This is a genomic window from Synechococcus sp. KORDI-100 (assembly GCF_000737535.1).
Classification (GTDB): Bacteria; Cyanobacteriota; Cyanobacteriia; order PCC-6307; family Cyanobiaceae; genus Parasynechococcus.
This window is the reverse complement of the sequence record NZ_CP006269.1, coordinates 205,457-228,498: the sequence shown is the minus strand read 5'-3', so window position 1 is coordinate 228,498 and position 23,042 is coordinate 205,457. Positions and strand designations below refer to the sequence as shown.

Sequence of the window (23,042 nt, the reverse complement as noted above, 5' to 3'; positions counted from 1 at the left end):
GATTCTCACATCGGGCCCTTCAGCATTCAGGGGAGAATCAAGACAACTTCCAGATTCTCCGTGCCGACGGAACGACCCTGGACCCCTTGGCACGATCGGCTCCATCGCTTTCTCCTGGCAGCGCCGGATCTATTGCCGAAACGATCAACGTTGCTGGTGGCCGTATCCGGCGGACAGGACTCAATGGCCATGCTGGGCCTGCTGCAGGATCTGAAGCGTCTGCATTTTTGGAAGCTGCTGGTCTGGCATGGGGATCACGCCTGGCACACCGGATCTGCTGCCATCGCAGCTCAATTGAAGGAGTGGTGCGACAGCCAGCAGCATCCGATCGACATCAGCAGAGCAAGTGACTGGAGAAAGCACAGTGAAAATGCAGCCCGCGAATGGCGATACGAGGAGCTCCAGAAACGAGCGATCTCTTATCAGTGTGATGTGGTGATGGGTCACACAGCGAGCGACCGCGCCGAAACCGTGATGCTGCAAATGGCTAGAGGGTGTGATCTCAGCGGTCTTGGCAGTCTGCGCCCAAAGCGACCTCTCGACCGAAGCCATCCGGATGGACCGCAACTGAGGCGTCCAATGCTGAGTTTCAGCCGAACGGAAACCCGGGAAATCTGCAATGAACTGGATCTACCGATCTGGCTCGATCCCAGTAATGAAAGCATCGCCTTCGCCCGCAACCGCATTCGCAAAGACGTTCTGCCTGTACTGGAGAACCTTTACCCAGGCAGCAGTCGTCGAATGGCCAACATGGCTGAACGGATGTCCCACGTACAGGACACCCAAAACGAACTGGCCGACATCGCACTGGAAACGTTGACGGAGGTCGATGGTCTTGATCGACGACGCCTGAGTTCGTTATCAGACGCAACACGACAAGCCGTGATTCACCACTGGATCCAGACAAGTGGTGTACCAACAACTAGTGCAGTCTTGATCGCCCAATTAAGCCATCGGCTCCGCTTTGGTTCTGCCGCAGGGACGAAGGCTCTTCCAGGGGATTGGATCCTGCAGTGGGACAACAAAATCGTCAGGCTTCGTTGTCAGAGTTCTGGCCTTTGAAAAGAGGAACGCAACAGAGCATTCACAACTGAAGCAGCTAAGCCAGCACCACCACGGCTTCCATCGAGGCGAATCTGAGGCAAGCCACTGACAGCTAATCGCTGTTTGCTCTCAGCCACCCCCACAAAACCAACCGGCATGCCAATGATCAAGCTGGGAGACGTAGCACCATCACGTACCAGGTCCAGAAGCACATCCATAGCCGTCGGCGCACTGCCAATCAGTACCACCGGCGCTGGCATTTGAGTCGCCAACTCAAACCAGGCACTCTTCATCCCCAACGCAGAACGGGTGGAGCCAGACGGTGACGTCTCAGGTGCCCAGTCCAAGAGGGTATGCACCGTCGTATGCAACGTCCGTTTTGCCATTGGCACAACAGCCGCCGCCGCCATGGCCGTGTCTGTGAGGATCGATGCACCGGCCTCGAGAGCAGCAACACCAGACTCGCAGGCTTCCTCGCTGAAGGTGAGCAATGAAGCAATCCCCAAATCACCACTGCTATGGATGAGTCGCTCCAAAACTGTTTGCTGCAGCGGATTCAGAGCCGTTTCGCCAAGCTGTTCTCGAATCCGCCTGATGCTCTCCAGGAAAATCGGGTGATCCAATCCAGCAATCTCCAGGGGTCCTATTCTGGCTTAACGCCGAAAGCAAACGTTGCAACGTCAACAGACCATTGCCGTCGTTGCCAACTGCCAAGCGCGTCCTCTCATTCATCTTCTTGAAGCCAATTTCAAGGTTCAATGCCTAGAACCAATCATTGTTCATCTAGCCAAAGACGAGTATGCCGATGAATATCGTTTCAAATTAGAAACCGCCGATATTCTCATTAGCCAATTCATATCTGATCAATATCCCTGCTCGACCATTCGCACCAAAAATCTCAAAGAATCGCTAATCAAAAAACTTGTACTCATCCCAAATCTTTTTTACCGAGGTTACACTCCAGATTTGCGTTATGTACGACTGAGAGGACAACCAACATTAACAGGACCCCTCGGCGATTATCACAGCTCGATCATTATCGATGCCTGGTCAAATAGCCTCAGCCAAAAGGAAGCTAAAAAAAATTACCTCGACGATTCACTCTGGAAAAAAGTTTACCAAAACGTTGCTGTAGAATCGCTTAATGAGCTCAAAGAGCGCGAAAAGAAACTCGACATCAGCGTCTCAGATATCATTGAACGTGAGCAACAATATAAACAATTATTTTTTACGTTTAATCACCCGAGCAAATATCTTTTAGATCAACTCGTCAAACGAATTGGCAGCTACCTCAACCTCGAATCGAAAGAAAATCCTTCGATTGCAAACATAAGTGAACCTCTCGATCTCCTCCGAGCGCCGATTCATAGCTTTACAAAACGACAACTGGATCTTCAATTTGGATGCACTCAAAGCTTCTCAGGAATCGACAATGACAAAACAGGCGTCGAGCGATTTCGTCAATTTACGCTGGATGAAATAGTGCACAAATTTTATCAAACATACGCTGAAAGAAAGGACGATATCCTTTCTTTTTCTAATCTTACTTTAGCAAGTCAGGCAGGGCTAAGCAAACAATCTGTTTCCAGGCCAATTAGCAATCTTGAAACAGCCTTGTCACTCTTCAGCAGATTAAAGTTTAAAGAATGCCTCCATCAAGCCCAACAAATCATCGAAAAAGAACCGACCCATTTACGAGCCCATTGCCTCGCTTTACAAGCTTCTCAACATTTAAACGACCCATCTACAGTAGGACATCTTATCAAAACGGGACTAAAAAATATCAAAAACGGAAGGGTGATGTTTCTCGTTCCTGCATTCGAGGTTTGCGCGCATTTTCGTCTTCATAAAGAGTGCAGGACTCTTGCTAAGGAATTAACTCAAATCGCCTTACAAACAAACGACGCCAAGTTCGCTATTTACGAACCTCGTGCACTCAACATTTCGGGTAAACCCTTCAAAGCGATTCGAGTGGCAAACAAACGATTAGGGACATTCCCAGGAAGCCCAATCATCTTGTTTGAAATCATTCAACTCTTCAAAGAACAAAAAAAGTTTAATCGTGTTTATCAAATAAGTCAAGCTTTAACAACACAATCGCCAAAATATTGGCAAGGCCACGACCAACTCTGCGAGGAATTATTAAGGCGTGAGAAACCGAAAAAGGCAAATCGCCATCTGCTGACAGTTGTGGAGAAAATAGCATGCAACAGCACATCAAATCCAAACACAAAAAGCCTTCCTGCATTGCACGTGCTTCAGTATTACGCAAAGAGCAAAAAAGCACAATCTGATTTAGAACTACAGCATTATCACACATTAATCAACAAGAAAATTAACTTGCAATGGAGCTCATGTCTGAATAAAACAGGTCATTATCAGCTCTTGAATTGCAGTTCAGCCACAGGCTTTCTTGAAAACAACTTTGGAACAAAAGTTGTCAGTGCTTTTCTCCAATGTGGACCACCTGCAATGCAAGCCGATGTGATTCGAGTCGCCCACTTAGCTCACTATTCACACGCACTTTATATTGATTGGCCATATCGACCCTTCAATCCAAAGCCACTTCTCGACAATCAATTATTTCGAGACGGAAGAAGTCTTCTTGCAGGAAAGTCTAGACAGATACCTGAAAATCATTGGTCAATATGGAACGGATTCGGCTACACAACACCGGACGATGATCTTCGTCCTTTCTTTCGGATCGTCCTTGACCAAATCGTCGAAAATATTCTTAATCGAATATCCAATGATGTGTTCTGGGTTACAGGACCAGGCGTTTGGAAAACAATCCATGACCAATACAAGAGCCTGACTAAAAATACAAAGCTAATCATCTATCCACAAGATTTACACCCGGTGTTTCAACCAGCACTCAACAAACGTCCATCAATGCAAGAGCACTGGTCTGTCGTACAAAAGCAGGAATCCATTTACACCCAACACACAAAACGTTAAGGCATTGGCTGACGAAAAATAACGCGATCACTGGTTATACATGCTGCATGGACATCTCCAAGATATTGAAAGTTTTCCTTGATGGCATCAAGCTGATCATCGGTGTTTCTACAATCAACAATAAGGATTCCGCCTGGCTTTAAAAGCAATTGAGCTGCATCTCGATAGACGTCATAAGGGTAATGAAAACACCATGAAAATAATGACTGAATGACGTCGTATTGAGCGACTCTTTGCTTAACCCAAGTCTGAATATCAAGACCGCGAAAATCAATCAATTCATAGCGTTCTTTACGAATATGAGATTGCAAAAATAAAAAATCTAAAACGTTAAAGTCATTATATTTTTCGGCGACCTTCTGAAAACCTAGTTTGAATTCTTGATCTTCATCGCTTGCGTCAAGAATTGTGAGATTCAGATGTTTATATTTTTGAGCAAGCAAAATATCGTATCCCGCAAATCCTGCACCGATATCTAGGACCTTCAAAGTGGATTCGCTGGTTAATCCTCTCTGTAAAAATGACTTATAGATATCATCCAGTTGCTTCGCTTCATGGTCCGATTGTTCCCAATATTCTCTGGAAATAGATTCCCAGAGAACCGTTCTCTGTTTGGCTACCATCGTGAGTGATTCGATCGGGAGCCATGGACGTCCTGACGACAGTCTGTGAACAACCATAGTGGTTTCTAAAAAGGACCTGAAATATACAACATTGAAAGCCATGACTCTCAAATATTTTACAAAAAACTTTTTAGCTGATCAATTTTTATCGATATTTTTTTGAATATTAAACCTCAAAAATAAAAGTCTCTGATTAGACACTCAGATTGATCCCTCCGAGACTTCATCAGAACCCATCGATCTGTTCTGTCGTCATGACGAAGCAGAGGCGAGCGGGCCCTAAAGGGTCTGACCGAACAGGCGTCTCAGGCGTTGACGGCACTGGCAAACGCAGCTGGCCCAAGTCGCCGTTGGTCGGGAGGGTGATCCCGACAAAGGAATCGCTGTGAGCTCGATCACAGGCCATTGAGAGCAAGATCACAGTTGCAGCAGGATGAGATCACTGACGACATGAACGAAAACGGTGAGGGTTGATTCACGACCCAAGAGGTCACAACCTCCTCAGACAATCATGGCTTTTCAACTCTCGAAAAAGCTCCGCACGACGAACAAAATCAGCGCAAAACAAGACTCGTTTATCTCAAATAGCAGCGGCAAAAAATCATCCATGCTGGTGATGGACGGCAGCATCGGAACTGATCAAACAATCGATCTTGTTAGCAAGACGATCGGCCAACGCTTTAACTTTAATCAGTCTGCTGAAGCAATCCTCCAGCAGACAACTGATTTCGAAATCCAGAAGGTCCAACCGGATTGGTTTGACCTCGCCAAAAACAGCGCACTCACAGAATTCAAACCAGTCAAGATACGGAGAATACTTGACGCGTCCGGTGATGGCAGCCTTGCGGAAGTGTTTGAAAACGGCGCACTCAAAATCAATCTTCACTCATCAAGGCGCAATCCCTTTCAAACGATCCAGAGAGAACGTCATGACGACATCAACCTCCAGGGTGGCCCTGTGAAGGTGAGCATCACAGCGAAGGATCTCGAAACCGGTGACGTCATCGATCTGGGCACGCAAACGACCAATCGGAGTCAATCCTCCCTGCTAGTTGATCTCAAGGAAAAAATCAATGCTGTCTCCGGTGGCAGTCTGCGAGATCAATACGCCGTTTCTGTGACCCAATTCACCGGCAGCGGACAACAACGCAAGGTGATCGAATCATTCGAGGAAACCATCACCGTGATCAAGCCGATGCAGTTCGGCAGCAACCATCTGGGGGATGAAACCAGCAACGATTTCACCTATCAGGATTTTGGATCTGCATTTGGATCGGCACGCATCTTCCAGGGCCGTGGTGGCACCGACACGCTACACCTTGATGGTATCGACAGCAGCGATGTGTCCTTCTTCAATGGACGCCGCAGCATCGATACTCTATCCGCATCCGAGCTTGGCAGACAGAGCTTTTACGGCGGCACCGTGTTCGATTCGCTTGGTTTGAACAATGGCGATGAGCTGTATCTGCAGGGGGTGGAGCGGTTGCAGTTCGATGACGTCGCCATTGATCTCACACCCAATCAAGACGCCCGCAGCAACGATCAATGGAACACGCAGGTGATGGATGTCAATGGCGCCTGGCGTTTCAACACAGGCTCCGACGACGTGGTTCTGGTGTCCCTGGACGCTGGATTCGATGCCAACGGCACCGGGATCCCTGATATCCATGGCGATCTCGCTCATGTGACCTATCAAACCGCTGTCAACAGCCTGAACCGGCAGGAGGATCACGGCCATCAGGCGATGAGCGTCATGGCCGCCGCCCACGACGGCACTGAAGTGGCTGGTCTTGCTCCCGATGCCGGTCTCTGGGGATACAACGTGTATGCCGGTGGTGTCGAACTGCAGGACGCCATCTCGGGTGCATTCGCAAACCGCAGCCCAGGTCAGAAGCTGGTCTTCCAGGGAGGCGTGCAAGGGGAGTCCTGGTGGACCAACGGCGGCACAGAAAGCGAAATGAACGATTTGTTCAACAGCAGCGGCGACTTCAGCTTCTTCTCCATTGCCGCTGGAAATGGTGGCCCGGGGGGCAATCTCACCGATCCGAACTACCTCACCAGCGTCTCCGGTATTGCCAAAGCAAGCAGCAGCTTTGACCACATCGCCAGCGTCGGTGCCCTCCAAGCCACCAGCTGGGAGTTCGAAAGCGGCCATCGCAATGCAGGCGGCACCAGGCTGGCCCCTTACTCCAACCGCGGCTCAAACCTCACCCTTGTTGCTCCCACCAACAGCGATTCGATCCTGAACAGTGGAGGAAGCATCCGCACGTTTGGAGGCACGTCCTGCGCCAATCCCAACCTGGCGGGCGTCGCTGCACTGGTGTGGAGTGAAAACAGCGATCTCGATGGCGGTGAACTGCGCGAAATCATGATCGGCAGCGCCATGGACCTCGGAGCTGCCGGCTTCGATAACAACAACGGTTTCGGATTGGTGAACGCCGAGGGTGCCGTACGCCGCGCCCATGCTCTCGATCAAAACGCCGAACTCGCTTCCTTCTGGAGCAACCAGGACTTCCTGGCTTGATCCATCCCTTCCCTCAGCCCTGTCAGCCACGACGGGGCTTGTCCATGGCTGCCATCATCAAGCGATGCCCATCCATCTGTTCTGGGGAGATGACGCGGCAGCGCGCGATCGAGCCCTGCATGGTCTGACCGAACAGGTTGTCGATCCCAGCTGGAGCAGCATCAACCTCAGCCGACTTGATGGTGCAGAGAGCGGGCAGGCGTCTCAGGCACTGGAGGAAGCCCGCACACCTCCCTTCGGTGGCGGTGACCGCCTGGTGCTGCTGCAGCGCAGTCCCTTCTGCAATGGCTGCCCGGCAGAGCTGGCTGATCAGTTGGAGGCGGCCGTTGAGTTGATCCCCGACAACACCCATCTGGTGCTGGTCAACGCAGCCAAACCGGATGGCCGGTTACGTACCACCAAAACCCTGCAGAAACGAATCAAACAGGGGCTGGATCACGAGCAGAGTTTCGTGCTGCCTGCTGTCTGGGACGGCGCCGGTCAACGTCAACTGGTGGAACGCACGGCCATCGCCATTGGCCTGACGCTCGAGCCTGATGCCATCGATGCTCTTGTGGACGCCATCGGCAACGACAGTGCCCGCCTCGAATCGGAACTGCGCAAGCTGTCGCTGAGAGCTGACAACAACGGTCAGGTGTCCGTGAAGCTGGTGGAGGAGTTGGTGGGCGGCCTGGCCACCAACGCCTTGCAGGTGGGCGAGGCCCTGCTGGATGGCCAACCCGGTAACGCCATCGCCCGCTGGGATGCCCTGATCGAAGCGGGTGAGCCGGCCCTGCGCATCGTGGCCACTCTCACGGGGCAGATCCGCGGCTGGCTCTGGGTGAGCCTGCTCGAACAGCAAGGGGAGCGGGATGTGGCGGTGATCGCCAAAGCGGCCGGCATCGGCAACCCGAAGCGCATCTATGTGATGCGCAAGCAACTGCAGGGTCGGCCTCCAAAACGCTTCCTCTCCCTATTAGGGCGCTTGCTGGAGGTGGAGGCCCGCTTGAAGCGCGGAGCGCTGCCTGGCGATGCCTTCCGCGATGGGTTGTTGGGCTGAGCGCTCCAGGCGTGAGAACCGTTGAACCAGGAATCGTTGAACTGAGCTCAGCCAGCAGGTGAGAAAATCCAGCGTTGCTGAAGCCCGGCGCATGGCCCTGTTGGTGCAGAAATTCGGAGGCACCTCCGTTGGCAGTAGCGAGCGGATCAAGGCTGTGGCTCAGCGCATCGCCCGCAGTCGCGAAGACGGCCACGAGGTGGTGGTTGTGGTGTCTGCCATGGGGCACACCACCGATGAGCTCACGGGGCTGGCCGCCAGTCTCAACAGCGAACCGCCCCAGCGGGAAATGGACATGCTGCTGGCCTCCGGTGAACAGGTGTCGATCGCGCTGCTGGCGATGGCTCTCCATGCCGAGGGAATCAGCGCGACCTCGATGACCGGACCCCAGGTGGGAATCGTGACGGAATCCACCCATGGACGGGCCCGCATCCTCGAAATCCGAACGGACCGGGTGATGGCACGGTTGCGGGAAGGTCAGGTGGTGGTGGTCGCCGGTTTCCAGGGAACGAGCATCGGCAGCGGTGGCGTTGCCGAAATCACCACCCTGGGTCGCGGTGGCTCGGACACCTCCGCTGTTGCCCTGGCAGCAGCCCTCGGAGCTGATGCCTGCGAGATCTACACCGACGTTCCCGGCGTCCTCAGCACGGATCCCCGCAAGGTGGTGGATGCCCAGCTGATGCCCACCATCAGCTGTGACGAAATGCTCGAACTCGCCAGCCTCGGTGCATCGGTGCTGCACCCCCGGGCGGTTGAGATTGCGCGCAACTACGGCGTGCCGCTGGTGGTGCGCTCCAGCTGGAGCGATGAGCCGGGAACGCGCCTCACCAGCCGCAGCAGCCGCAGCATCGGGCGCGATGGCCTCGAACTCTGCAGCCCTGTGGATGGAATCGAGCAGATTGATGCTCAAGCTGTTCTGGCGCTGTCGCACATCCCGGACCAGCCAGGTGTGGCTGCCCGGCTGTTCGAGGCCCTCTCGGCAGCTGCCATCAACGTGGACCTGATCATCCAGTCACTCCACGAGGGCAGCAGCAACGACATCACCTTCACCGTCGCGGAAGGGGACCTTGATCAGGCACGCCAGGTGACCAGCGGCCTGCTGGATGATCTCGGCGGCGAACTGGCAGCGGAGGGGGGCATGACCAAACTCAGCATCCGCGGAGCCGGGATCATGGGGCGCCCAGGCATCGCAGCCAAGCTGTTTTCCTGCCTGTCACAGCAGGGCATCAACCTGCGGCTGATCGCCACCAGCGAAGTGAAGGTGAGCTGCGTGATCGACTCCACCGCCGGCCGCAATGCACTGCAAGCCGTGCAGGACGCCTTTGATGTGACCGACAACCAGGTGCAGCGGAATCCAGCCGTGGAGGGAGACGGTGAACCGGAGGTTCGTGGTGTGGCCCTCGATCGCGATCAGGCTCAACTCAGCGTGAGCCATGTTCCGGATCGACCGGGCACGGCCGCAGCCCTCTGCTCAGCCCTCGCTGATGCTGGCATCAGCCTCGATGCCATCGTGCAATCGGAGCGCCAGCACGGTGATGGTTCGCGAGACATCAGCTTCATCCTGCGGCGGGACGACCGCGCTCGAGCCGATGTGGTGCTGGCGCCACTGCTCGCCCAGTGGCCCGGAGCTGCTCTGGAAGAAAGCTCCGGCATCGCCCGCGTCAGCGCTGTGGGAGCAGGAATGCCTGCAACGGCAGGCACAGCCGGCCGGATGTTCCGGGCCCTAGCGGACGCCGGCATCAACATCGCCCTGATCGCCACCAGTGAAATCCGCACCAGTTGCGTTGTGTCCGAACAGGATGGTGTGGCTGCTCTCCAGGCCGTGCACGCCGGCTTTGCCCTTGGCGGCGGTCAGCGACACCAGGCAGAAGGGAGCCGATCGCCCCTCGACAAATCCTGAGGAGCGATACAACAGGTTCAAGGCACTCCAAGCTCGTGGACGGCGAATTCCAACAGCGCTATCAGGACGCCGAGCACGCCTTCTCCGAAGCGCGCTACGACGATGCCCGCGGGATCGCCACTGATCTGCTGACCGAGCTCGAGAACGCGCCTTCGGATGCAGAAACGCAAGCAGCTGTAATCGGCTGGAGGGCTTTTGTCGCCCTGCTGCTGGGCAACATCGAATTGCATGGACTTGGCCAGTCCGACACAGCAGCCCGCCACTTTCAACTGGTGCTCGACAGTCAGCCCCACGACACCCTGGCCGAACTGGCACAGCAGGGACTGGCCTGGGCAAGGCAACCAAGGGCGACAGCGATCACGCCAACACCATTACCACCAGAAACCAGGGCTGGATCGCCAGAACCGGCAACGCATCAACAGCCGTCCCCAGAGCCAGCAGCACTAACTCAAAACATCCCGACTCAAAGCCGGCCATTGCCTGATCTGCTCAGGGATCCCTTTCTGCAGGAAATCCCGACAAGCGCAGCCGATAGCACCCCCGCGGGTTCCAGCGCCATGCCCTGGCTGGAGGACTTGGCGACAACCGAAGACAGCGATCAAACGACAACGCCACAACAAGCAGCATCTGCTTCGCCAACAGAGTCGACAACTGATCTGCCGAAAGAGATCAAGAACGAGCCGGAGCCCTCACCGGAAATTGCGTCTGAAGCCTCAGATCAAGCTGAAGGCCCACCTCAGCACGATGAATCCGCTGAGCCGCAACTACCCCCATCACCTACGCCGACTCAGGCGCCATCTCCCGAACCAGAACCCACACCCACTCATTCACCGGAGCCAGAGCCAACACCAAAGCCAATGCCGGTTGCCGAACCAGAACCCACACCCACGCCTTCACCAGAGCCAGAGCCAGAGCCAGAGCCAGATCCGATGGAGGTTCTGGGGGACTACTTGATGCGCGTGAAGATCAGCGCAGTCTCCGGCAGTGACCAAAGCGAAACACCAGATCTCGAGGCGACCGAACAGGATCGCTCGGCCACCTCAATCTCCCAACAGTTGCTGAACCTATGGAAGCGCTTAAACCGCCGCTGAACGACGCCGGCGCGTCCGGCCTGCCGGCATCTCCGGCTCAGCGGAGACAGGTTTGGACTCCACCTTCTCTGCCACAGCTGTGCGGGCGGTATTAACACTGGCGGTGTTGGTTCTGGCGATGTTAGATCTGACGGGTGCCGGTGTTGGCTCCCGGCGACCCTGACCAGAGTATCCGCCACCACCATGGCGTCCGCCCCGATTTCTGGGGGCCGGTCGGTCGTCCTTCTCCTCCATGGCCTTCGATTTGTAGGCCGGCGTTCCAGCCGGAGCCGGCTGAACCAGGCAAAGAATCAAGGGCTCCACCTGCAGTTCACGCCGCATCCGGCGGCCGAGGCCCACCTCAACCTCACGCTGCACACCCATCCAGTCCACCTCCGGTGCCTTTCCACCGGTATTGCGGCAGAGCTGCTTCCAGCGGTTTTCCAAGACCCAACCGACCTCACGCTCGGTCCACATCGACATCTTGCGGGCATCAGCGGTCGTGACCACACCACGCAGGTTCACCCGCGGCGGAGCCACCATGGCCCCATCGGTGCTGATCGCAGCCAGGATCGTGACGACCCCATCCTCAGCCAACTGCTGGCGCTCCTTCAGCACCCGGGCATCAACGATGCCGTTGCGGGACTGATCGAGCAGCTCGATACCAGACTTCACCGGATTCCCCTTGCGAATGGAATCCGGGGTGAGCTCCACCACATCACCGTTGTCGATGATCAGGGTGTTGTTCTCCGGCACACCCATCGAATGACCGGTTCTGGCGTGCTGCACCAACATCCTGTGCTCACCGTGCACCGGCACGAAGAATTTGGGCTTGGTGAGCGCCAGCATCAGCTTCTGGTCCTCCTGGAAGCCATGTCCGGAGACGTGAATGCCTTCGCCTTTGCCGTAGACCACCTTCGCCCCCAGCATCATCAACTTGTCGATGGTGTTCACCACGGAGATGGTGTTACCGGGGATCGGACTGGCCGAGAAGATGATCGTGTCGGTGGTCTTCACCTTGACCTGGGGGTGCTCGCCGCGGGAAATCCGACTCAGGGCCGCCAACGGTTCCCCCTGACTACCGGTCATCAGCAGGAGCGTTTCACGATCAGGAACGTCGTTGATCTGCTTGATCGGAACAAAGAGTTCATCGGGGGCACGCATGTAGCCGAGCTCCCGGGCCTTGGCGATCACATTGAGCATCGAGCGACCGAGCAGACCCACCTTGCGGCCGTTCTTGATCGCCAGCTCCAGGATCATCGAGACGCGATGAATCGAACTGGCGAAGGTGGTGATGATCACCCGACCCTCGGCGCTTGAGATGTGGCGGTCGAGGTTGGGGAACACCGAGCGCTCAGGCGGGCAGAAGCCGGGAACCTCAGCGTTGGTGGAGTCGCTGAACAGACACAGCACACCCTGATCACCGTGATGGGCCAGGCGGGCCAGATCGAAGTTCTCGCCATCCACCGGGGTGTGGTCGAACTTGAAATCGCCGGTGAAGATGATCGTTCCCACAGGTGTGGTGATGGCCAGCGAGTAGCTGTCCGCCATCGAGTGGGTGTTTCTGATGAACTCCACCGAGAAGTGCTGGCCAACCTTCACCACATCACGGGGGCTGACGGTCTGCAGGGTGGTGCGGTCGCTGACGCCCGCCTCATCCATTTTCCCGGTGAGCATCGAAAGGGCCAGCCGCGGCCCGTAGATCACCGGAATGTTGAAGTGCTTGAGGTGGTGGGAAATCCCACCGATATGGTCCTCATGACCGTGGGTGACGATCATGCCGCGGATCCGCTTCTGGTTCTCGCGCAGGAAGCTGGTGTCCGGCAGCACCACATTCACCCCATGCATGCCGTCACTGGGGAAAGCGAGTCCGGCATCCACCAGCATCAGGTCGTCGCCGTACTCGAACACACAGGTGTTCTTACCGATTTCATGCAGACCGCCGAGGGGAATCACCCGCAGGCAGGGCTCCTGGCCTTTGGCGGATCTTGAACTGTTGGTCATGGAAGAAGCGATTAAAAGTTAGCTGTTTGCGTGAAGCCTTTGAACCGAACCGTCAGGTCTGGCGCAGGGCAGCAAGGGTGTTGGACAGGGCATCTCGCATGGCGTCAGACAGAGAGAGAAGAGGAGGACGGGGCGGACCGACTGGAAAGCCGCTGAGTTCGAGGGCAGCTTTGACCGGGATCGGATTGGTGGTGGCGAACATGGCCTTGAACAGAGGCTGCAACTGTTCGTGGTGGCCGAGTGCGACGGCACCCTGACCGTTGAAGTAAGCCTCAATCATGGCGCGGATCCGCATGCCGGCGATGTGACTGGCAACGCTCACAACACCGACGGCCCCGACGGACAGCATCGGCAGCGTCAATCCATCGTCTCCGCTGTAGATCGCCAGACGGGATCCACACAGCAACCGCAACTGGGTGACTTCCTCAGTCGTGCCACTCGCCGCTTTGAAGCTGGTGATGTTCGGGCAATCCATCAATCGAGCCACCGTGCCGGGCTGAAGACTGCACCCGGTACGTCCAGGGATGTTGTAAAGCATCACCGGAAGCTCAGGGGCGGCGGAGGCGACCGCACGGAAATGGGCTTCCAGGCCCTCCTGGGGAGGCTTGTTGTAGTAAGGCACCACCACAAGGGCACCATCAGCACCCGCTGCCGCAGCCTCCCGGGTGGCTTCAACAGCTTCAGCGGTGCTGTTGCTGCCGGATCCCGCCAGCACCTTGACGCCAGGACCGACAGCCTGTCGAACCGTCTCCAGCAGCTGCAGCTGCTCCTGCCAGCTCAACGTGGGCGATTCACCGGTGGTACCGCAGACCACCAGACCATCCGAGCCCGTCTCCACCAGGTGCTGCGCCAGACGAGCCGCAAGGGCGAGATCGACGGCACCCTCAGGATCAAATGGCGTCACCATCGCCGTGATCACGCGGCCGAAGGGTGCAGCAGAGAGCTCAGCGGGTGTGCTCATGAGGCCACAAGCAGCTCAGCGATCTGGATGGCATTCAGAGCCGCTCCCTTACGGATCTGATCACCGCACAGCCAGAGCTCCAGGGCATTGGGATCGCTGATGTCCTGACGAATGCGTCCCACAGCTACCGGATCACGGCCGGTGACATCCGTTGGCATCGGGAAGCGATTGGCGTCGAGGTCTTCAATCAGCTCGACGCCGGGTGCCTGCTGCAGCAGCTCGCGTGCTTCATCAACCGGGAAGGGCTCGTTGAATTCAATGTTGACGGCCTCAGAGTGAGCTCTCAACACCGGAACACGAACACAGGTGGCCGAAAAACGCAGATCGGGAAGCTCCATGATCTTGCGCGTTTCGTTGACCATCTTCATCTCTTCCTCGCAGTAGTGGTTGGCCTGAAGCGGTGAGTTGTGCAGAAAGAGATTGAAGGCAAGGGGATGGGGCAAGACCTCGCTCACCGGAGTGCCGCCATCGAGCACTACGCGGGACAGGGTTTTGAGCTCCTCCATCGCCCGCGCCCCTGCTCCGCTCGCGGATTGATAGGTACTCACCACCACGCGCCGCATGGGGCGACGTGCTGCCAGGGGTGCAAGAGCCAGGGTGAGCAGGATCGTGGTGCAGTTGGGGTTGGCGATCACTCCCCGATGCTCCAGCGCTGCCCTGGGATTGACTTCCGGAACCACCAGGGGAACACCAGCCTCCATCCGGAAGGCACTGGAGTTATCCACCATCACGGCACCGGCATCGGTGATCGCTTCTCGCCACTGACGGGAGACGGAACCACCGGCGGATGCCAGGACAAGATCGACGCCCTGAAAGGACTGGGCCGTGACCGCCTCAACCGTGATCGCCTGAGCGCCCCACTGCCGGGTGCTGCCAGCGGAACGGGCGGACGCCAGCAGTTTCAGCTCACCGACGGGGAACTGACGGTCCTGAAGCAGCAGCAGCAGCTCCTGACCGACAGCACCACTGGCACCGAGGACTGCAACGTTGAGGGAACGATTGGGAAGTGTCGGAAACAAGCAGGTTGTCGTTGGCTGGCTCTTAACGATTTTTGGGCTTTGCTCTTGTGTTGCCGCAACGCTGAGACGGTGACAACGAAAACTTTCCCTCGCTTCAGCTTAGACGGGAGCTAAACGCCAGGCGTTTCTTAAACTGCGCTGCTGCCCTGACATCCCCTGACGCCTGCCATGAGCGCTGCTTCCTTAAAGGTGACCACCGAAGCCCGCCCAAGCAGCCGGCTGGCCGTCACGGTGACGGTTCCAGGGGAGCGCAGCAAAGCGAGTTACGAGGACGCCATCAGAACCCTCAGCCGCACGATCAACCTGCCGGGCTTCCGCAAAGGCAAGGTGCCGCGCACGGTGGTGGTGCAGCAACTGGGGGTCGTCCGCATCAAGGCCAGTGCCCTGGAATCACTGGTGGATGGTGCCTGGCGGGAGGCCATTCAGCAGGAGTCGCTGGAACCGATCAGCCAGCCTGAGCTGAGCGGGGGATTTGATGGACTGCTCGACAGTTTTCAACCCGGCGAAGCGTTCACGGTGACCCTGGAGGCCGACGTCGCCCCGACGCCCAAGCTCAAAAGCACCAAGGGACTGAAGGCTGAATACGAACCCGTCCACTACGACGCCGCCAAGGTGGACGAGATGATCGAAGACTCCCGCAAGCAGCTGGCGACCGTTGTGCCCGTTGAGGGACGCGCCGCTGACAAAGGTGACATCGCTGTCCTGTGCTTCAAGGGCCGCTACAGCGATGACGGCACGGAGATCGAAGGCGGCAGTGCTGACTCCATGGATGTGGACCTCGAGCACGGCCGGATGATCCCCGGGTTCATCGAGGGGGTGATCGGGATGAGCATCGGTGACAAGGCAACCGTGGCCTGCCAGTTCCCGGACGACTACCCCAAAGAGGATGCCCGTGGCCGCAAGGCGGACTTCGACATTGAACTCAAGGACCTCAAAACCCGGGAACTTCCAGCGCTCGATGACGATTTCGCCAAACAGGCCGGCGAAAAGGACACGTTGAAGGAACTGCGCAGCGACCTCGAGCAACGGCTAAAGGACGACGCCGAACGACGCGAGACCAGCAACCGGCGGGATGCGCTGGTGGCAGCCCTCGTGAATCAGCTGGAGGTCGAACTCCCGGAAGCGCTGATCCAGCAGGAAAGTCGCAATCTGGTGGAGCAGACCGCCGCCCAGTTCGCCCAGCAGGGCATGGATGTGAAATCCCTGTTCACCCAGGATCTCGTCCGCAACCTGATGCAGAACGCCCGGCCGGAGGCCGAAGAACGGCTGCGCCGCAGCTTCGCCCTGACAGCACTGGCTGAACAGGAAAGCATCAACGTCGACGACAAGGCCGTGGAGGCGAAGCTCGAGGAGGTGAAAAAAGAGATCTCGGCCGACGCCAAGATCGACCCGGAGCGGCTTCGGCAGGCGGTGATGGACGACCTGATCCAGGATCAGCTGATGACCTGGCTCGAGGAGAACAGCACCGTCTCCGAAAAAACTGTCACCGAAAAAACCGTCAGCAAGAAAGCGGCTGAGAAAGACAGCAAGCCAGCGTCGAAGACAAAATCGGCAACGAAAAAAGCTCCAGCCAAGACGAAGTCCAAGCCGGACGCCGAGAGCTGAGCATCACCCATAGATTGATGCCATTCCGCAGGACACCGAGCGCGTGATCGACGCCCGCAGTCACCACCCCATCCAGAACCGCTGGCGCTCTGAGATGCCGATCTCCGCGCCAGGACCGTTGCCCACGGTGGTGGAACAATCCGGCCGCGGTGATCGCGCCTTCGACATCTACTCCCGGCTGCTGCGAGAGCGCATCATCTTTCTGGGAACCGGGGTCGACGATGCCGTCGCCGACGCCCTTGTGGCTCAGATGCTGTTTCTGGAGGCCGAAGACCCGGAAAAAGACATACAGATCTACATCAATTCACCTGGGGGCTCCGTCACAGCTGGGCTGGCCATCTACGACACGATGCAGCAGGTCGCTCCGGACGTGGTGACCATCTGCTACGGGCTGGCTGCGAGCATGGGCGCGTTCCTGCTCAGCGGAGGATGCAAGGGCAAACGCCTGGCCCTCCCGAACGCAAGGATCATGATCCACCAGCCCCTTGGCGGTGCCCAGGGACAGGCCGTGGACATTGAAATCCAAGCGAAAGAAATCCTGTTTCTGAAAGAAACCTTGAACGGCCTGATGGCGGAGCACACCGGTCAGCCTCTCGACAAAATCTCTGAAGACACTGATCGCGACTACTTCCTTTCGCCGCCAGAAGCGGTTCAATACGGCCTGATCGACCGAGTGGTGGACAGTTCCGGGGACGGAGGAATCGTTACGGAGGGCTGACAGCAGCGCTCCGGGTCACGATCCTTGGTGTTCAGGGAGGCCAGCATCGGTCGCACTCTGCAATGTCCCGTCTGAAGGTTCTGGCGTTCGATGGCCAAGTTCGATGCCCATCTGAAGTGCTCGTTCTGCGGCAAGTCCCAGGACCAGGTTCGCAAGCTGATCGCCGGTCCCGGCGTGTACATCTGCGACGAGTGCATTGATCTCTGCAACGAGATCCTCGATGAGGAACTCGTCGACAGCCAGGGCAACGCCCGACAAGGGCCTGATGCCGGCCGCAAGGCCGCTCCGGCCACACGCAAGAGCGGCAAGCCGGCGCCAACACTGGCCTCCATCCCCAAACCACAGGAGATCAAGGACTTTCTCGATCAGCAGGTGGTCGGTCAGGACGCCGCCAAGAAGGTGATGTCGGTCGCCGTCTACAACCACTACAAACGGCTGGCCTGGCAGGGAGACGGCAAGGGCGAAACCGAGCAGACCGCCACCCGTCTGCACAAGAGCAACATCCTTCTGATCGGTCCCACAGGATGCGGCAAGACCCTTCTCGCCCAAACCCTGGCCGAGATGCTGGACGTTCCCTTCGCTGTGGCGGACGCCACCACCCTCACGGAAGCTGGCTACGTCGGTGAGGACGTGGAGAACATCCTGCTGCGGCTGCTGCAGAAGGCCGACATGGATGTGGATCAGGCTCAGCGCGGCATCATCTACATCGACGAGATCGACAAGATCGCCCGCAAGAGCGAGAACCCCTCGATCACCCGAGATGTCTCGGGCGAAGGGGTGCAGCAGGCGCTGCTGAAGATGCTGGAGGGCACCGTCGCCAACGTTCCTCCTCAGGGCGGCCGCAAGCATCCCTACCAGGACTGCATCCAGATCGACACCAGCCAGATCCTGTTCATCTGCGGCGGTGCCTTCGTCGGCCTCGACGATGTGGTGCAGAAACGGATGGGACGCAACGCCATCGGCTTTGTGCCCAGCGACAGCCGCGGCCGCGGCCGCGCGAACCGCGACCTGCAGACGGCCCAGGTGCTGCGTCACCTTGAGCCAGACGACCTTGTGAAGTACGGACTGATCCCGGAATTCATCGGTCGGATGCCGGTGAGCGCAGTCTTGGAACCCCTCGATCAGCATGCTCTGGAATCCATCCTCACCGAGCCCCGCGATGCACTGGTGAAACAGTTCCGCACCCTGCTGAGCATGGACAACGTGCAGCTGGAGTTTGAGCCAACAGCGATCGAAGCCATCGCCCAGGAAGCCCACCGCCGCAAAACCGGCGCCCGCGCTCTGCGCGGAATTGTGGAAGAGCTGATGCTCGATCTGATGTACGACCTCCCCTCCCAGAAGAGTGTGAAAGCCTTCACGATCACCCAGGCCATGGTGGAGGAACACACCGGAGGAAAAGTGCTGCCGCTGCCTGGCACTGAGCAGCAAAAAACCGCCTGAAGCCTTGGCGGCGGCTGACCACCTGCAGGTGCCGCGTCAGCACGGCCTGTTCCACCATCACGGAATCGACCTGGGCGACGGCACCGTGGCCCATTACCTGGAAGGTCGCGAGATCCTGCGCAGCTCCATCGACGATTTCAGACAGGAGCAGCCGATCACGGTGATCGAGCACGACGCTGCCTCGGCCAAGGGAGTCACATTGCGGCGTGCGATGAGCCGCATCGGCGAGCAGAACTACAACTTGCTGTTCAACAACTGCGAACACTTCGCCACCTGGTGCAAAACCGGCCGCCACCGCAGTGGCCAGATCGAATCAGCCCTCGAACGGGCCCGCCACTGGAGCGGCCTGATGCCCTCAGCCCTGATGCGCGGCCTCGAACTGCTGGTGCAGCGCGGTTGGCTGGATGACCATGCCCGTGATGTCGCTCGCGAGGGCGTGGCCAAGCTGGAACGTCTGCGCCAGAAACTGCTGGGCAAGCTGGAAACCCTGCTTCAGCAAGCCCGGGACGGCTCCAACCGGAGCCTGTTGCTGACAGGGCAGAGTCTCGCCGATGAACTGGAAGCGATTGAAGACCTGAAGCAGCGGATCGATGCGCTGCTGGATCAGCCAGCGGCGCTGCCTGGATCCCGCGAAGCTGAGTAGCCTCCCAGCATCGCCTGCGGCGCATGAGTACGGCCTACCAGCCGCTGCATCACAAATACCGCCCCCAGCGCTTCGACCAGCTGGTGGGGCAAGAAGCGATTGCCGCCACCCTTGGCCATGCCCTGACCAGCAACCGGATCGCACCGGCCTATCTGTTCAGTGGTCCGCGGGGCACCGGCAAGACATCCAGCGCCAGGATCCTGGCCCGATCGCTCAACTGCCTGAACAGCGACGTGCCGACGCCGGAACCCTGTGGCCAATGCGAGTTGTGCACAACGATTGCGAGCGGAACAGCTCTGGATGTGATCGAGATCGACGCCGCCTCCAACACCGGTGTCGACAACATCCGGGAACTGATCGAACGCTCCCGCTTCGCGCCGGTGCAGGCGCGCTGGAAGGTGTACGTGGTGGACGAGTGCCACATGCTTTCAACGGCTGCCTTCAACGCCCTGTTGAAAACCCTGGAGGAGCCCCCACCACAGGTGGTGTTCGTGCTCGCCACCACGGATCCCCAGCGGGTGCTGCCCACCATCCTCAGCCGCTGTCAGCGCTTCGATTTCCGCCGCATTCCCCTCGAGGCTCTCGAACAACACCTGAGCTGGATCGCCGAACAGGAAGCCATTGAGATCCAACCTGAGGCCATTCATGTGGTGGCCCAGCGCTCCCAGGGGGGCTTGCGCGATGCCGAAAGCCTGCTGGACCAGCTCAGCCTGCTGCCGGCTCCGATCGAAGCGACCGCTGTCTGGGATCTCCTGGGGGCCGTGCCAGAGCAGGAACTGCTGGAACTGGTGAACGCGATGAGCAGTTCAGAGCCGGTGGAGCTGCTGGAGGCAGCCCGCAACCTGCTGGATCGCGGCCGCGATCCCGGCGCCGTGCTGCAGGGGCTGGCCGGCATCCTGAGAGATCTGGTGCTGATGGCGGCCGCACCGGACCGAACGGACCTCACCAGCGTCTCGCCCCAGTTCCGCGACCAGCTGCCAGATCTCGCCAGAGCCATCGGCCGCACGAAACTGCTGCACTGGCAGGCCCAACTGAGGGGAACCGAACAGCAACTGCGCCAGAGCGTTCAGCCGCGCCTCTGGCTGGAAGTGCTGCTTTTGGGCCTGCTCGCGGAACCCACCAGCACCGCAGCACCATCAACAACCGCAGCTCCCCGTCCAAGCCAAGCAATCGCCCCCCCAGCCGCCCGTCCAGCCACGACTCCGGCCGACCCCTCGCCTCCACCCCCAGTTCAGAAGGAAGCAGTTGCTCCTCCTCAAGTCGCAAAAGAGCCTGCGGCAGCCTCACCACAACTGCCCAATCTTTCAGCAAGCGAGGTCAATCTTCCCGAGCTCTGGCAGCAGATCCTGGGAAGCCTGGAATTGCCTTCAACGCGAATGCTGCTGTCCCAGCAGGGCCAGCTGGTTCGCCTGGATGCAAATCGCGCGGTGGTTCAAGTGGCCGGTAACTGGATGGGAATGGTGCAAAGCCGGACCGCCTTGCTGGAGCAGGCCATCGCCAAAGCACTGGGTGGCTCACGCCAGCTCATTCTCGAATCCCAGAGCAATGCCATGCCCCCTGCCCCTGTGGTGACGTCACCGGTTGTGACTCCGCAAGCACCACAAACCCAACAGCCCGATGCTCTGAAACCACCTTCTGCTCAGAAGGTCGTAAACCCCGCGCCAGTGCAGCCAGTTGAACAGCAATCGTCGGCGCCTGTGTCACAGCCTCAAGGTCCAGCAAAGCGTCAAGTGCCACAAGCACCACAGACGACACAGTCCGGAGCGCCAGCAACCGGGATCGAAAAGCAGGCCAAGAACCTGGCTGATTTCTTCAATGGTCAGGTTCTTGACGTGAACTTGGATGAGTAGATCAGCAAAATTCCCATCCAGATCGTCGATAACTCAGGTTGTTGATCGAGGTGATGATTGTTTTATAAAAGTTGATTAAAAATATCCATAATTAATTGAACTCTAACCAACTCTCAATAACACCTGAATCACCTGATTTTTTGAGTGCTCATGACTGTGGTGACAATTTTTACCGCACTTGAGTGAAGACACCATCAACACAAAAATCGTCGCCTTCGACTCAAACAAATTCAGTAATCTTTACACTACAGAAGAGGTTCTTGATCCATAAAAGTCTTTCAACTTGAATTAACCGATCGTCAAATCCGTGACCTTCATTCAGGCCCGGGCCGGAAGCTGTTCGCCACCGTGGCTTGTTTTGGCCCAGACCAACCGTTTGGGCAGCACGGCCATCTTCAACGTGACCCAGGGAATCACCACAAACCAGTGGCCTAGGTAGGCAATCGCCACCAGAAGATTCAAAAGGCCTGGTTGAGGGATAGCAGGGCCTTCTTGGCGACCGCGACAGCCACGCCAGTAAGCCATCCCGGAGACGCTGAAGGCGACGACCGAAAGAGGCCAGTAGGTCGGCATGCTGCGGCTCACCAGGCTGGTGCTCAGATCAGCAAAGGAGACGACAGGGAGCCCGTATTGCAGAAGAAAGAAGCAGGCCAGATCCCAGCGCTGACGCATCGTCAATTGCGCGGATGTGAGTGTGGGCCAGTAATCGAAGAAGCGCTGCAGTCCGCCCTCTGCCCAACGCTGACGTTGTCTCCAGAGAGCAGACAAGCTCGGAACAGCCTCCTCCTGCACCGGTGGATCCCAGAGGATCCCAATCAGAGCTCCCTGGCTGAGCAGGCGAAAGCTGAGATCAAGGTCATCGGTGACGGTGTCTTCATTGAAGCCGCCACTGGCCTGAAGCATCGAACGACGGATCAGCTGTCCGTTACCGCGCAATTCCGCAACGCCACCACCCTCCTGTCGTCCTTTCTGAATCACTGCATCCAGAGCCATCTCCATGGCCTGCGCGCGGGTGAGCCAGTTGCGATCCGCATCAATCACCGCTTTGCGCAGCTGAACAGCGGACCACCCTCCGTCGAGGGCGTAGGGAATCAGCCGCTCGAGCAGATCCTCCTGAAGCTGCGCATCGGCATCAAGCACAAGGAGCCATTCACCCTTGAGTTGACCCAACGCCGCATTCAGGGCACCGGACTTGCCGCCACCGGCGTCTCTTGGCCGATGGATCACCTGAAGTTGAGAGTGCTTCTGAGCCAGCGAATCGAGGAGCTGTGGGGTTCTGTCCTGGCTGCCGTCATCAATCACCCATGTGGACATCCGCCCGGTGGGGTAGCGCAAGGCGGACAGCCGCTCCACCAGTCGTGTCACGACACTCTCTTCATCACGGGCGGCCACCACGACATCCAGGGTCGGCAATGTCCGGGCGCTCGGCTCAAACGACTCGGCGTCAGCCTTGGGCAAGGTCGCCCGCATCACCGACCTCAGCCCGTAGCCGCCGAGCATCAGAGCGAGACTGATCGCAGGCCAGAGGGAACGAGCAGGATCAAACCAGTGGGGTGCTGCCCCAGCGCAACCACAGGCAAACAGAAACGCTGCCGATTTCACTCTGCGGTGATCACCAGTGGCAGCGACCGAAGCCATGCAGCAAAC

18 protein-coding genes are annotated in these 23,042 nt (G+C 57.8%); 11 read left to right on the top strand and 7 right to left on the bottom strand.

All coding sequences use genetic code 11. The features are described 5' to 3' along the window. The first annotated feature begins 60 nt into the window (after positions 1 to 60). Entirely contained in the window at positions 61 to 1,062 is a 1,002-nt protein-coding gene (tilS, locus tag KR100_RS01190; RefSeq protein WP_038542531.1) for a tRNA lysidine(34) synthetase TilS, read from the top strand. Here tilS and KR100_RS01185 read toward each other — a convergent pair. Then, entirely contained in the window at positions 1,044 to 1,676 is a 633-nt protein-coding gene (locus KR100_RS01185; RefSeq protein WP_038542529.1) for a precorrin-8X methylmutase, read from the bottom strand. The two genes, tilS and KR100_RS01185, sit on opposite strands and share 19 nt — an antisense overlap. Positions 1,677 to 1,716: 40 nt before the next feature. Between KR100_RS01185 and KR100_RS01180 the strand changes: the two genes are divergently transcribed. Further along, the gene (locus KR100_RS01180; protein ID WP_038542528.1) at positions 1,717 to 4,002 is read left to right on the top strand and encodes a WcbI family polysaccharide biosynthesis putative acetyltransferase; all 2,286 of its coding nucleotides are present in this window, start codon (positions 1,717 to 1,719) and stop codon (positions 4,000 to 4,002) included. Here KR100_RS01180 and KR100_RS01175 read toward each other — a convergent pair. Together KR100_RS01175 and KR100_RS16275 are read right to left on the bottom strand one after the other, a co-directional pair. Beyond that, complete coding sequence (locus KR100_RS01175; protein ID WP_156097835.1) at positions 3,999 to 4,625, bottom strand: class I SAM-dependent methyltransferase; 627 nt, start codon at positions 4,623 to 4,625, stop codon at positions 3,999 to 4,001. The genes KR100_RS01180 and KR100_RS01175 overlap by 4 nt on opposite strands. A 601-nt stretch (positions 4,626 to 5,226) precedes the next feature. Then, the gene (locus tag KR100_RS16275) at positions 5,227 to 5,511 is read right to left on the bottom strand and encodes a hypothetical protein (protein WP_162176448.1); all 285 of its coding nucleotides are present in this window, start codon (positions 5,509 to 5,511) and stop codon (positions 5,227 to 5,229) included. A gap of 78 nt (positions 5,512 to 5,589) precedes the next feature. On the opposite strand from KR100_RS16275, the gene KR100_RS01165 reads away from it, so the two are divergent. The 4 genes from KR100_RS01165 to KR100_RS14315 all read left to right on the top strand — a co-directional run bounded on the left by KR100_RS01165 (position 5,590) and on the right by KR100_RS14315 (position 11,176). Continuing rightward, entirely contained in the window at positions 5,590 to 7,149 is a 1,560-nt protein-coding gene (locus tag KR100_RS01165; protein WP_162176447.1) for a S8 family serine peptidase, read from the top strand. A gap of 64 nt (positions 7,150 to 7,213) precedes the next feature. Continuing rightward, the gene (holA, locus tag KR100_RS01160; RefSeq protein WP_038542520.1) at positions 7,214 to 8,188 is read left to right on the top strand and encodes a DNA polymerase III subunit delta; all 975 of its coding nucleotides are present in this window, start codon (positions 7,214 to 7,216) and stop codon (positions 8,186 to 8,188) included. Positions 8,189 to 8,279: 91 nt separating this feature from the next. Further along, complete coding sequence (locus tag KR100_RS01155) at positions 8,280 to 10,085, top strand: aspartate kinase (protein WP_038547577.1); 1,806 nt, start codon at positions 8,280 to 8,282, stop codon at positions 10,083 to 10,085. A 35-nt stretch (positions 10,086 to 10,120) separates the two neighbouring features. Then, positions 10,121 to 11,176, top strand: a complete 1,056-nt coding sequence (locus KR100_RS14315) for a hypothetical protein (RefSeq protein ID WP_051847260.1) — start codon at positions 10,121 to 10,123, stop codon at positions 11,174 to 11,176. Here the strand turns inward: KR100_RS14315 and KR100_RS01140 are convergent. From KR100_RS01140 to KR100_RS01130, 3 genes are read right to left on the bottom strand one after another with little or no spacing between them, the layout of a single operon-like run. After that, positions 11,162 to 13,159, bottom strand: a complete 1,998-nt coding sequence (locus KR100_RS01140) for a ribonuclease J (RefSeq protein WP_038542518.1) — start codon at positions 13,157 to 13,159, stop codon at positions 11,162 to 11,164. The two genes, KR100_RS14315 and KR100_RS01140, sit on opposite strands and share 15 nt — an antisense overlap. Positions 13,160 to 13,211: 52 nt before the next feature. Continuing rightward, positions 13,212 to 14,120, bottom strand: coding sequence for a 4-hydroxy-tetrahydrodipicolinate synthase (gene dapA / locus KR100_RS01135; RefSeq protein ID WP_038542516.1), 909 nt, complete (start codon positions 14,118 to 14,120; stop codon positions 13,212 to 13,214). Further along, the gene (locus KR100_RS01130; protein WP_038542514.1) at positions 14,117 to 15,139 is read right to left on the bottom strand and encodes an aspartate-semialdehyde dehydrogenase; all 1,023 of its coding nucleotides are present in this window, start codon (positions 15,137 to 15,139) and stop codon (positions 14,117 to 14,119) included. Before KR100_RS01130 ends, dapA begins: the two co-directional genes overlap by 4 nt. Before the next feature lie 168 nt (positions 15,140 to 15,307). Between KR100_RS01130 and tig the strand changes: the two genes are divergently transcribed. The 5 genes from tig to KR100_RS01105 all read left to right on the top strand — a co-directional run bounded on the left by tig (position 15,308) and on the right by KR100_RS01105 (position 21,395). Continuing rightward, positions 15,308 to 16,744 (top strand): trigger factor, encoded by a 1,437-nt coding sequence (tig, locus tag KR100_RS01125; RefSeq protein WP_038542511.1) that lies wholly within the window; start codon positions 15,308 to 15,310, stop codon positions 16,742 to 16,744. Positions 16,745 to 16,787: 43 nt separating this feature from the next. Then, positions 16,788 to 17,462, top strand: coding sequence for an ATP-dependent Clp endopeptidase proteolytic subunit ClpP (gene clpP / locus KR100_RS01120; protein WP_028953295.1), 675 nt, complete (start codon positions 16,788 to 16,790; stop codon positions 17,460 to 17,462). A 90-nt stretch (positions 17,463 to 17,552) separates the two neighbouring features. Further along, positions 17,553 to 18,902, top strand: coding sequence for an ATP-dependent protease ATP-binding subunit ClpX (gene clpX / locus KR100_RS01115; protein ID WP_038542509.1), 1,350 nt, complete (start codon positions 17,553 to 17,555; stop codon positions 18,900 to 18,902). A gap of 4 nt (positions 18,903 to 18,906) precedes the next feature. Then, on the top strand, positions 18,907 to 19,545 hold the full coding sequence (locus KR100_RS01110) for a lecithin retinol acyltransferase family protein (protein WP_038542507.1): 639 nt from the start codon (positions 18,907 to 18,909) through the stop codon (positions 19,543 to 19,545). 23 nt (positions 19,546 to 19,568) lie between these two features. Continuing rightward, positions 19,569 to 21,395 (top strand): DNA polymerase III subunit gamma/tau, encoded by a 1,827-nt coding sequence (locus tag KR100_RS01105; RefSeq protein WP_038542505.1) that lies wholly within the window; start codon positions 19,569 to 19,571, stop codon positions 21,393 to 21,395. Between the two features lie 318 nt (positions 21,396 to 21,713). Here KR100_RS01105 and KR100_RS01100 read toward each other — a convergent pair whose 3' ends face one another. Continuing rightward, the gene (locus KR100_RS01100) at positions 21,714 to 23,033 is read right to left on the bottom strand and encodes a glycosyltransferase family 2 protein (RefSeq protein WP_038542503.1); all 1,320 of its coding nucleotides are present in this window, start codon (positions 23,031 to 23,033) and stop codon (positions 21,714 to 21,716) included. Positions 23,034 to 23,042 lie beyond the last annotated feature (9 nt).